Genomic DNA, 11,448 nt, shown 5'->3' with positions numbered 1-11,448 from the left:
CTCAGTTTTTTGATAGGTCTATATGTTTTACCTTTGCGCGTTCAACTTTTATTCCAAACTCGGTGAAAAACGAAACTATTTATATCCTTGCCATAGAATCTTCATGTGACGATACTTCTGCGGCGGTCTTGAGCAATAAAAAAGTACTCAGCAACATAACGGCCACACAAAAAATTCACGAAGAATATGGAGGTGTTGTACCCGAACTCGCTTCACGGGCGCACCAGCAAAACATAGTTCCGGTAGTACACCAAGCTTTGAACAAAGCAAATATCGACAAAAAACAATTATCCGCCATAGCTTTTACGCGCGGTCCTGGATTGATGGGTTCACTTCTCGTCGGAACCTCGTTCGCAAAGTCGCTTTCATTGGGCCTGAACATCCCACTAATCGAGGTCAACCACATGCAGGCGCACATCTTGGCCCACTTTATAGAAGGGCAACAAGACGGCACTCCCGAGTTTCCCTTTTTAGCGATGACCATTAGTGGCGGCCACACGCAAATTGTTCTTATAAAAGATTTTTTCGACATGGAAATTCTTGGCGAAACACTTGACGATGCCGTTGGGGAAGCCTTTGACAAGAGCGCCAAAATTTTAGGCCTACCCTACCCCGGAGGACCACTAGTAGACAAATATGCCCAAGAAGGAAACCCTAAGGCCTTTCCTTTCCCCAAACCTAAGGTCGATGGACTAAATTTTAGTTTCAGCGGATTAAAAACCAGTATTTTATATTTTATACAAAGGGAAACCGCAAAGCATCCGGATTTCATCCAAGAAAACCTGAAAGATATTTGTGCATCGATACAAAAAACAATCATCCATATTCTCATGGACAAGCTCAAAAAGGCCGTAGAAGAAACCGGAATTACCCAAATAGCCATCGGGGGCGGGGTAAGTGCCAATTCAGGCATCAGGAAGGCACTTAAAATGGCCGAAAAAAATCGGGGCTGGAAAACCTTCATACCCCGATTCGAATACTGCACCGACAATGCGGCAATGATCGGCGTAGTAGGCTACTTAAAATACCAACAGGACAAATTCTCAGAACAGGACATATCCGCAAAGGCCCGCTATGTGCTTTCCCAAAAAAACCTCTAACTATAGCCCGCCACAATGGAGCCTTGAGTGTTAAACAAATTTCGTTCCCACCATATTGTTCGTATCTTAGACCTATGCAATTATTTTACAATCCAGACTTAGACCAGAGCGTTTCACAGTTCACTTTCTCACAAGAAGAGAGCCGCCATATAGTTAAAGTATTACGTAAAAAAGAAGGTGATACTCTACACATTACCAACGGAAAGGGATTTATTTTTGAATCGGAAATCTTACTGGCCGACACAAAAAGGTGCAAGGCCCATGTGATCTCGACAACAAAGAAGCACCCTCAAAGACATTGGCTACATATGGTGGTCGCCCCGACGAAAAACAATGATCGTTTTGAGTGGTTTTTAGAAAAAGCTACCGAAATTGGGGTAAACGAGATTACCCCCATCTTTTGCGATAGATCGGAACGAAAAGTCATCAAAAAGGAACGCTTGGAAAAAGTGGTCCAATCGGCCATGAAACAAAGCCTACGTAGTTACCTCCCCAAATTGAACGACGCCATAGCCTACAAAGACTACATCGCCCAGCCACAAAACGGACTCTTGTTCATCGCACACTGCGAAGAAGAAGAAAAAGTAGATCTAAAAAGAAGGGTCGCTGCCGACACGGACGTCACCATATTAATCGGACCCGAAGGCGACTTTTCTCCCGACGAAATACAATTGGCCCGCAAAAGCGGCTTTCTACCCGTTTCTTTAGGCGAATACCGCTTACGAACCGAAACAGCGGCCATTGTAGCCTGCACCACCGTCACCATAATCAATAATTCATAGGAAGCCAAACCACGAACACAAGCTTTTTCCCCTCCCGCTATACAAAAGATTTCACATGTTCCCAAAGACCATAAACCAACTAGGACAGAAAGCTTCGATCCACTTCTTCAACAAAAACAGTTCCCACATATCTATCACCTACTCCCAAACAATCGATATGTAAACAATTCGTTTATACCTCATAATTCATACATTTGAATAATAGTTCCTTAGTACGACCTTAAAATGAAACGATTGCCCCATTACTTAGCATTCTTTACCCTGTTGATAACAGTTTCCCTATCCGCCCAAGAGATTGCCATATTAAAATATAAGGGAGGAGGAGACTGGTACGCCAACCCCACCGCCTTACCTAATCTCATTGTATTTTGCAATGAAAATATCGGGACCGCCCTGCCCCCAAAACCCGAAACCGTTGAAGTAGGAAGCAGCACCATTTTTCAATATCCGTTCATTCATATGACCGGACATGGCAACGTAGTCTTTTCCGACGAGGAAGCAGAAAACCTAAGGACCTACCTTCTATCCGGGGGTTTTCTACATATCGACGATAATTACGGCATGGCCCCCTATCTCAAAAAAGCCCTTGAAAAAGTCTTTCCCGACAAAACTTTGGAAGAACTCCCCAGCGACCACCCTATATTCAAGCAAGTCTATTCGTTTCCTGACGGACTACCCAAAATACACGAGCACGATGGTAAGCGCCCCCAGGCCCTGGGCATTTTTGACGAGAACCGACTGATCCTGCTCTTCACCGTAGAAAGCGACCTCGGGGACGGATGGGAAGACCCCAGCGTACACAATGACCCCGACGAAATAAGGACCAAGGCGCTTCAAATGGGCGCCAACATCATTCAATACGCTTTTACCAAGTAAATACACGCCCACAAAACGCAATAAAGAAATGAACTCAAAAACTATCAGCAATGGAATTCTGCGCGCCGTAGGAATCATTCTCAGCACCGCCCTGCTGCTTTATTTTTTATGGAAAATCCAGTCCGTTATCGCCTATTTAGCCATTGCAGCGGTCGTAGCCCTGATTGGCCGCCCTGTCGTGTTCTTTTTCAGACGTAGGCTCAAGTTGCCCAATACGATTGCCGTAATCTTGACCATGGCCTTAATGGTAGGCGTATTGAGCGGAATTATCGCACTTTTTGTCCCACTCCTAACAGAACAAGGCAAAAACCTCTCACTACTTGACATTAACCAACTCGAACGGAACCTAGATTCACTGCACGAGCAGATCATCAATTTCATAGGCACCGCGCCAAACGTAGTGGACGAAATAATCGAAGACACCGACTTTGAAAAAACAATTGTAGACAGCCTTAATATTGGATTTATACCCAACTTTCTCAACTCGTTCCTAGACGTTCTTAGCACCGCCAGTATCGGACTCTTTTCCGTTTTGTTCATTTCCTTTTTCTTTCTAAAGGACAGCAATCTTTTTCAAAGTGGCATTCTGGCTTTTGTTAACGAAAAGAATGAAAAACGCACCGTGAAATCCATTGAAAAAATAAACAATCTACTCTCAAGATACTTTGTCGGCCTACTTCTTCAGATTTTTATCCTTTTCGTGATCTACACGATAACACTGTTGATTTTAGGTATAGAAAACGCCATTGTCATCGCTTTTTTGTGCGCCCTCTTCAACATCATTCCGTACATCGGTCCGATCATCGGCGGGGTCATTATGGTAGTACTCACAATGACCAGTAACTTAGGTATGGATTTTAGCACCGTAATCCTCCCCAAAGCTGGCTATGTTTTAATCGGGTTATTGATAGGACAACTCGTTGATAATTTCTTTTCGCAACCCTTTATTTTTAGCAACAGTGTTAAGTCGCACCCTTTAGAAATCTTCTTGATCATTATCATTGCCGGATTGCTTTTCGGTGTGGTCGGAATGATCGTAGCCGTACCCGGATACACCGCCATAAAAGTGATCTTAAAGGAATTTTTATCAGAAAACAAGCTCGTTAAATCCATTACAAAAAGTTTATAGTTAAGGTTTGAATAAAAACATATTAAATACTGGTGTACAGAATTTTATATTAAAAAATTTAAACACTGACATCATGTCAGTATTACTTAAAAAACCCTATTTTGAGCTAGTTTCGAACAAAGAACTCGCCGAGCAATTAGAGTCGCGAAAAAAGAGTGAAAAAAAACTCAATACTTGGTTCAGCACATCGAACATCTACTACCCTAACAAGCTGAATATTGAGCAAACCTCTTCTGAAATTACGGCCCGCTACAAGTCGGAAATAGTATCGGGAAAATCGCTTGTCGACCTTACCGGAGGCTTTGGTGTAGACAGCTATTTTTTCAGCAAAAGAATAGACCACGTTTTCCACTGTGAAATCAACAAAAACTTGTCCGAAATCGCGTCCCATAACTTTGAGGTTTTAGGTGCGGATAATATAGAGGCAAATGCGGAAAGCGGTTTGGATTTCATCAGGAATTCGGAACGGAATTTTGATTGGATCTACATCGACCCCTCAAGGCGAAATGACATCAAACAACGTGTTTTTTTATTATCGGATTGCCAACCCGATGTAATCGAAAACTTAGACCTATTGTTTTCCAAAACGGGGTACATCTTAATTAAAACAGCCCCCCTACTCGATATTTCCGCAGGGATAAACGAACTGAAGCACATCAAGGAAATACATATCGTAGCCCTAAACAACGAAGTAAAAGAACTCCTATGGGTTTTAGAACGAGGTTTCAAAGGAGAAGTAACCATCAAAACCGTTAACAAAACCAAATTAGACGACCAAAGTTTTAGCTTCGGGCTCGATCAAGAAAGGAAATGCGATTCAAGTTTTTCCCTTCCCCTATCATACCTATACGAGCCGAATGCCGCAATTTTAAAATCTGGGGCCTTTAAAACCATTGGTCATAGCTATCAACTGAAAAAACTACAGGAGCACACCCATTTATATACCTCCGATGAACTGATCGATTTTCCGGGAAGACGGTTCAAAATCGAAAAAGTGCTTCCTTACAACAAAAAGGAACTCAAGCGAAATGCCATAAGGAAGGCCAATATCACAACACGCAATTTTCCCGATAGCGTAGCCGATATTCGAAAGAAGTTCCGCATTAAAGACGGGGGGGAGCACTATATCTTCTTTGCTACAAACCTAGAAAAAAAGGCCACCGTTATCATCGGCTCTAAAGTTTAGTTTTGGGGAGGAGGTGGGGTCTTTTTTATTGTAAAATTCGAATAACGAACTTACATAAAGTTATAAGAAAAATAATTAATTAGTAGTTATTTAACTTTTAAATACTTCAGAATTAGACTACATATTATATTTTAACACTATTCCAAAATAGACTAAAAATACAGTTTATTACCTTTTAATCAGACATTTACACTTAAAACTTCCCTTACATTGTTTTGAATATAAGACTATAGCTTTTTGAATAGACTTATTATCCCTACATTTATTTATGATTTTCTTAATAGTCCGTTTTAAAATTGAGAATATCACATTTTAAACTAACAAACAACACTCATTATTATGAACAAAAAACGAAAATTAAATTCGTTAAGACCCAAAGGCAAGATTTCCTCTCTTGGAATTGGGCTTTTCTCATTGTTGATTTGCTCTGCGCCACAAAGTTCCTTAGCAAATTCAAACTCCAGCCTCAAAACAGAGGTCAAAGATGTTTTTCAAAGTACGATTACGGGAACCGTACTTGATTCATCTGGGCTTCCCTTACCTGGTGCCAATGTTATCGTTAAAGGAACGACCATCGGTACCCAAACCGATTTTGACGGTAACTACTCACTCAATGCAGAAGATGGAGCAATCTTGGTCTTTAGCTACATTGGTTTTAAAAATCAAGAGGTTGCCTTAAATGGCCAAACCACTGTTGATGTAACTATGGTAGAAGATGCTGCCGCTCTCGAAGAGGTTGTTGTCGTTGGATACGGTACACAGCGAAAGCAAGATTTGACAGGAGCCGTCTCCGTTGTTAAAGTTGATGAACTAGCACAACAACCTTCAGGTCAAGTTACCAGCCAATTACAAGGTAGAGTATCAGGGGTAACAATTACAGGTGGCGGACAACCGGGTGAAAGCCCTCAAATTAAAATCAGGGGATCCAATACCTTCGGTAACAACACCCCCTTATACGTTGTAGACGGTATCCCTACCGACAATATAAACGACATTAACCCGAATGACATTGCCAGCATGCAAGTTCTTAAAGACGCCGCCTCTGCTTCTATTTATGGATCAAGAGCTGCAAATGGTGTAATAATCATTACTACTAAAAAAGGCTCGGGAAAGTTAAAGGTCACCTATGATTCTTACTATGGTGTTCAACTTGTTCAAAACGGAAACCCATGGGACATACTAAACTCCCAAGAACAAGCAGAATTAACGTTCATAGCTTTAAAAAATACCAATCCCGATGACCCTATCAACCATTCCCAATACGGCAATGGCAGTTCTCCCGTTTTGCCGAACTACATTGCTCCCGCAGGGGCACAAACAGTAGATGAGGCACTGTATTACGTAAACCCTAATTACACCAATTCAAGTGATTTGGAAAGCTTTTACAGAATTGTAAAAGCAAACAAAGAAGGTACAAACTGGTTTCAGGAAATTTTCAGCCCTGCTAGTATAACAAGCCATAATTTATCGATAAGCAACGGTAACGACCAAGGAAGTTACTTGTTTTCAATGAATTATTTCGACCAACAAGGCAGTATTAACAACACCTATCTACGACGTTATACGATTCGCGCCAATTCTGTATACAATGTTACTGAAAACATACGTATAGGAGAAAATTTAAGCGTCGCTATTCGCGAAAATCCACAAATCGACGCATTGACAGAAGGCAGTGTTATTGGTATGGCAATGAGAGAACAACCCATCATACCTGTTTACGACATAAAAGGCAACTATGCCGGTTCCTATGGTTCTGATCTCGGAAACGCAAAAAACCCTGTTGCCATAGCGGATAGATTACGTAATAATAGAGGCACATCAAACCGAATCTTCGGCAATATCTTTGCGGAAATCGACTTTCTGAAGAATTTTACTTTTAGAACCAGTTTCGGGGGACAGTATTATTCGAATAGCTTTAATTCTTTCCAGTTTCCAGAATACGAAAATGCGGAAAATCTTTCCGTGAACCAGTACACCGAAGCCGCTTCGACCAATTTTAATTGGACTTGGACCAACACCATTCAATACAAGAACACTTTTGCGGACAAACACAACCTAACCGTTTTGGTCGGTACGGAAGCATACCAAAACAAAGGAAGGGAAGTTGGGGGAACAACCCAAGATTATTTCTCTTTTGACCCTGATTATGTAACCTTGGACACTGGTTCGGGAACACAAACAAATTACAGTTTCAAATATGCCGATGCCCTGTCCTCCATCATTAGTAGGGCAGACTATAATTATGACGACAGATACCTACTAAGCGCCACTCTTCGTCGTGATGGATCCTCTAGGTTTTTAAAAGAACAATACGGTTGGTTTCCCGCTGTAAGTGCCGGTTGGAATATCCTCAATGAAGAGTTCATACCAGAATCTGATTGGCTTAATGATTTAAAACTAAGGGGTGGTTACGGTATTGTAGGTAACCAAATTAACGTAGACCCCCCTAATTCATTTACAACATTTGGAGGAGACCAGTTAAACTCCTACTACCCTATCACGGGAGACAATTCTACACTATCAGAAGGTTTTCGCCAAACTAGGATTGGAAACCCAGATGCAAAGTGGGAGAAAAATATCAATTACAACCTTGGTTTAGATGCCAGTCTATTTAACGGAAAAGTACAACTTACCGCAGACTACTACAAAAAAGAAGTGGAAGATTTACTTTACAATCCTAACTTACCGGCTACAAACGGTACAGCTATCGCTCCTTACGTAAATGTTGGTAAGATGTCCAACAATGGTATCGATATTGACCTATCTACTTATTTTCAAATCAATGACGATTTGAGATTGAATACATCTGCAACCTTCACCACGTACAACAACGAAATAGAAAGAATTGCAGATGGTGTGTATTATTTCGATTTAGAAGGTAGACGCTTTAACGGAAGTACAATCATTAGAAATGCCGTAGGACGTTCGGTTAGTGAATTCTTTGGTTATCAAATTGAAGGATTCTGGAATTCCCAAGAAGAAATCGACGAAGCCAATGCCGGAGTAAGAGATGCCGCAAATCCAAACGCAACCTACCAAACAGACGTTGCCGTTGGTAGATTTAGATATGCCGATGTAAACGGTGACGGTATAATTACTGATGGAGACCGTACTTTCATTGGAGATCCCAACCCCGACTTTACTTATGGTCTCAATATTGAATTACTATATAAAAATTGGGACTTAAGTATGTTTGTTTATGGATCTCAAGGGAATGACATATGGAATAATGTCAAATGGTGGCACGACTTTTACAGCTCCTTTACAGGCGCGAAAAGTAAGACGGCCCTATATGATTCTTGGACACCACAAAACATGAATGCCAGTGCTCCTATTCAAGAAACCGGGGGATCGTTCAGTACAGCTGACGTTCCTAACTCTTACTTTGTTGAAGATGGATCATACCTACGAGCAAGACAGATTCAATTAGGTTACACCTTTCCTTCGGATGTATTAAAATCAATTAGCCTCTCCAAATTAAGGTTATATGCGCAAGTAGTAAATCCGTTTACAATAACTTCTTATTCCGGAATCGACCCCGAAATTTCAGGAGACTCGGTAAACTTCGGTATTGATGAAGGTGCATACCCAAATCAAAAGCAAGTCCTTTTCGGTGTTAATGTCATATTTTAATAACTAGCGATAAAAAATTAAAAAACATGAAATTTATAAATAAAAAATTAAGGTCGCTGTTAGTATTTCCTGCTATACTTTTATTAACAGGCTCTTGTGCCGACAGCTTTTTAGATCAACCTGCCTTAGGATCACTAAACGAAGGTGTAGTTTCCAACGAAGTAGGTATCGACAAACTTTTGATAAGTGCATACGCGGCCCTAGATGGGCAAGAAGATGCTGACAACGCGTTAGGTGGAGGTGGCCCATGGCAAGCGGCACCTGATAACTGGGTGTACGGCTCCGTTGCAGGAGGTGTTGCCAGTAAAGGTAGCTTTGGAGGTGATCAACCCGCCATCGACCAAATTGTCAAATTCAATTCCAACCCTTCCAATGGTTATTACAATACCAAATGGAAAGCCGTATATGAAGGCGTTAAGAGATGCAACAATGTACTACGGCAATTAGCAAATGATGAAACTATTTCAGACTCAGACCGTAAAGACATCGCAGGCCAAGCTCGTTTTTTGAGAGGTCACTATTATTTTGAATTGAAAAAAATGTGGAACATGGTTCCATGGATCGATGAAAATACAGAAGACCCGAAACAACCTAATACAGAAGATATCTGGCCCAATATCGAAGATGATTTTAAATTTGCTTATGAAAATCTTCCTGAAACCCAGTCTGAATTTGGTAGGGCCAATAAATGGGCTGCAGCTGCATATTTAGGAAAAAGCTATTTATTCCAGCACAAGTATACCGAAGCAAAAGACATATTTACCACTGTCATCAGCTCTGGTGTCAACTCTGGAGGCACCAAATATGACTTGGTTCCCTTATTTAAGGATAATTTTGATGCCGCTACCGAAAACAATGCAGAAACGGTTTTCGATATCCAAATGGTAGCCAATGATGGTACGGGCACAATAGCTAATTCAAATCAAGGCGGAAAACTAAATTTCCCTTACGGCAACAGTCCCTTTCGTTGTTGTGGCTTCTACCAACCCACACAAGACTTGGTAAACTCATATAAAACAGACGAAGTAACAGGTTTACCTAATTTAGACGACTACAATACCGAACCGGTTAAAAGTGATATGGGTATTCTCTCTCCTGAACCTTTCACCCCTTACACGGGACCACTGGACCCAAGATTGGATTGGACAGTTGGAAGACGTGGTCTTCCATATCACGACTGGGGGTACCACCCTGGAGCAGAATGGATTCGGGAGCAAACTTACGGAGGCCCCTATTCCCCTAAAAAGAATATCTACTATCAAGCAACAGCTGATCAATACTCCGATCAAAGTAGTTGGGCTCCTGGTACCGCCATTAACGTGCACGTTATCCGTTTTGCCGATGTGCTCTTAATGGCTGCCGAAGCAGAGGCGCAAGCAGGAAGCCTAGACCAAGCCATGGCGTATGTCAATAGGGTCAGAAACAGGGCCGCCAACCCTGAAGGCTTCTTAAAAGACTATATTGACAGTTCTAACCCATTGGCAGGATTCGATGAAAGTAAAGATGCAGCAAACTACAACATCGCCCCATATACCCTAGCTCAATTTTCTACAAAAGAAAATGCTTTAAAGGCTATCTATTTTGAACGAAAACTAGAGTTGGCCATGGAAGGGCATCGTTTTTTCGATTTGGTAAGATGGGGCATCGCCGAAGAAACGTTAAACGCCTACTTCGAATATCAAGGTGAGATTACCACAGATGTTCGAGGAGGGAGGTTCTTTTCAGGCATACATGAGTACTACCCTATACCACAAGCGCAAATCGATTTAAGCTTAGATGCTAGTGGGCAACCCACCTTGAAGCAAAATCCGGGATACTTCTAGCCCTAAATTATTAGCTTTTTTAAAAGCCATTTTTCATATTAAACCTATGAAAAATGGCTTTTCTTATTTGGACGGAATGGCTGAAACAGGTGCACATTTTTCCCATTTCATTCTGCCTCCCCACAGGAAGTCCACGATTCGTTTAAGTTCCTTTCATTTATAAAAGCAGGCAAAACACCATATCACTCTTGGCGTTTTTGTGCCACAAACCATTCGTACAATTCTTCATTCTCGTAAGCTGGCACCCATGCGTCGTGGCCCACACCTGGATATCGAGTGAAACGCACCTCGTACCCCATACTTTTTAACTTGGCCACCATAGTATCCGATTCGGATATGGGAATGGACTGATCTTCTTCCCCATGAAAAACCCAGATGGGCATTTTCTTGTCGATCCACGAAGCATATGGCAAGGGAGTCATACCGCAAACTACGGCCATGGCCGCAAATTTTTTAGGATACTGAACGGCCATTTCCCATGCTGCCCCTCCACCTCTACTAAGTCCCGTTAAATAAATCCTAGTCGTGTCCACCCGATTGTTTTTTACAATGGTGTCGAGCAATTGGATGACCGAGCGGGTATTCCACCACATTTTCTTATAGGGATTTTGTGGTGCAAGAATTAAAAATGGGAATTTTTTGCCCCGTTTTATCAATTTAGGCGGTCCGTTTCTCTTTACATATACCAAACTATCCCCAGACTCTCCTCCCCCATGTAAAAACAGCAAGAGAGGGAATTTTTCCTCTTGACGCTCCTCATATTCCTCTGGATAGTACAGATAATAGCTGTAGTTCTCGGTTATGACCGTTTCTTGTTCGGCATCTATGAGTTTATATTTTGATTGGGCGGCACAGCCCTGTAGGACACCACAAAGTAAAATGAAATATAATTTTCGCAACATTGATCTCTTCTTTTCCG

The 11,448-nt window shown here is 41.6% G+C and carries 8 protein-coding genes; 7 read left to right on the top strand and 1 reads right to left on the bottom strand.

The genetic code is table 11. The features are described from left to right. The first annotated feature begins 62 nt into the window (after nt 1-62). From tsaD to BW980_RS06955, 7 genes are all read left to right on the top strand, one after another. Nucleotides 63-1,100: a tRNA (adenosine(37)-N6)-threonylcarbamoyltransferase complex transferase subunit TsaD gene (tsaD, locus tag BW980_RS06985; protein ID WP_076454205.1), complete on the top strand. Its 1,038-nt coding sequence runs from the start codon at nt 63-65 to the stop codon at nt 1,098-1,100. A 74-nt stretch (nt 1,101-1,174) separates the two neighbouring features. Next, nucleotides 1,175-1,882: a 16S rRNA (uracil(1498)-N(3))-methyltransferase gene (locus BW980_RS06980; RefSeq protein ID WP_076454204.1), complete on the top strand. Its 708-nt coding sequence runs from the start codon at nt 1,175-1,177 to the stop codon at nt 1,880-1,882. Between the two features lie 225 nt (nt 1,883-2,107). Continuing rightward, nucleotides 2,108-2,758, top strand: coding sequence for a DUF4159 domain-containing protein (locus BW980_RS06975; RefSeq protein ID WP_076454203.1), 651 nt, complete (start codon nt 2,108-2,110; stop codon nt 2,756-2,758). A 28-nt stretch (nt 2,759-2,786) separates the two neighbouring features. Beyond that, complete coding sequence (locus BW980_RS06970) at nt 2,787-3,887, top strand: AI-2E family transporter (protein WP_076454202.1); 1,101 nt, start codon at nt 2,787-2,789, stop codon at nt 3,885-3,887. 73 nt (nt 3,888-3,960) lie between these two features. After that, on the top strand, nt 3,961-5,073 hold the full coding sequence (locus tag BW980_RS06965) for a THUMP-like domain-containing protein (protein ID WP_317042187.1): 1,113 nt from the start codon (nt 3,961-3,963) through the stop codon (nt 5,071-5,073). 339 nt (nt 5,074-5,412) lie between these two features. Next, nucleotides 5,413-8,706, top strand: coding sequence for a SusC/RagA family TonB-linked outer membrane protein (locus tag BW980_RS06960; protein WP_083690397.1), 3,294 nt, complete (start codon nt 5,413-5,415; stop codon nt 8,704-8,706). A 26-nt stretch (nt 8,707-8,732) separates the two neighbouring features. Beyond that, nucleotides 8,733-10,529: a RagB/SusD family nutrient uptake outer membrane protein gene (locus BW980_RS06955; RefSeq protein ID WP_076454200.1), complete on the top strand. Its 1,797-nt coding sequence runs from the start codon at nt 8,733-8,735 to the stop codon at nt 10,527-10,529. Nucleotides 10,530-10,711: 182 nt separating this feature from the next. Here the strand turns inward: BW980_RS06955 and BW980_RS06950 are convergent, their stop codons facing one another. Beyond that, nucleotides 10,712-11,431 carry a carboxylesterase family protein gene (locus BW980_RS06950; RefSeq protein ID WP_076454199.1) on the bottom strand — a complete coding sequence of 240 codons (720 nt, stop codon included), beginning with the start codon at nt 11,429-11,431 and terminating at the stop codon, nt 10,712-10,714. Nucleotides 11,432-11,448: the final 17 nt, after the last annotated feature.

It is taken from the genome of Zobellia uliginosa (assembly GCF_900156625.1).
Taxonomy (GTDB): Bacteria; Bacteroidota; Bacteroidia; order Flavobacteriales; family Flavobacteriaceae; genus Zobellia; species Zobellia uliginosa.
The sequence above is the reverse complement of the archived record's forward strand: the minus strand, read 5'-3'. Positions and strand labels throughout refer to the sequence as shown.

Coding starts and splice junctions, on each gene's coding strand:
- BW980_RS06975 (WP_076454203.1), top strand. CDS start 2,108: ATGAAACGATTGCCCCATTACTTAGCATTCTTTACCCTGTTGATAACA.
- BW980_RS06970 (WP_076454202.1), top strand. CDS start 2,787: ATGAACTCAAAAACTATCAGCAATGGAATTCTGCGCGCCGTAGGAATC.
- BW980_RS06960 (WP_083690397.1), top strand. CDS start 5,413: ATGAACAAAAAACGAAAATTAAATTCGTTAAGACCCAAAGGCAAGATT.
- BW980_RS06955 (WP_076454200.1), top strand. CDS start 8,733: ATGAAATTTATAAATAAAAAATTAAGGTCGCTGTTAGTATTTCCTGCT.
- BW980_RS06950 (WP_076454199.1), bottom strand. CDS start 11,431: ATGTTGCGAAAATTATATTTCATTTTACTTTGTGGTGTCCTACAGGGC.
- BW980_RS06980 (WP_076454204.1), top strand. CDS start 1,175: ATGCAATTATTTTACAATCCAGACTTAGACCAGAGCGTTTCACAGTTC.
- BW980_RS06965 (WP_317042187.1), top strand. CDS start 3,961: ATGTCAGTATTACTTAAAAAACCCTATTTTGAGCTAGTTTCGAACAAA.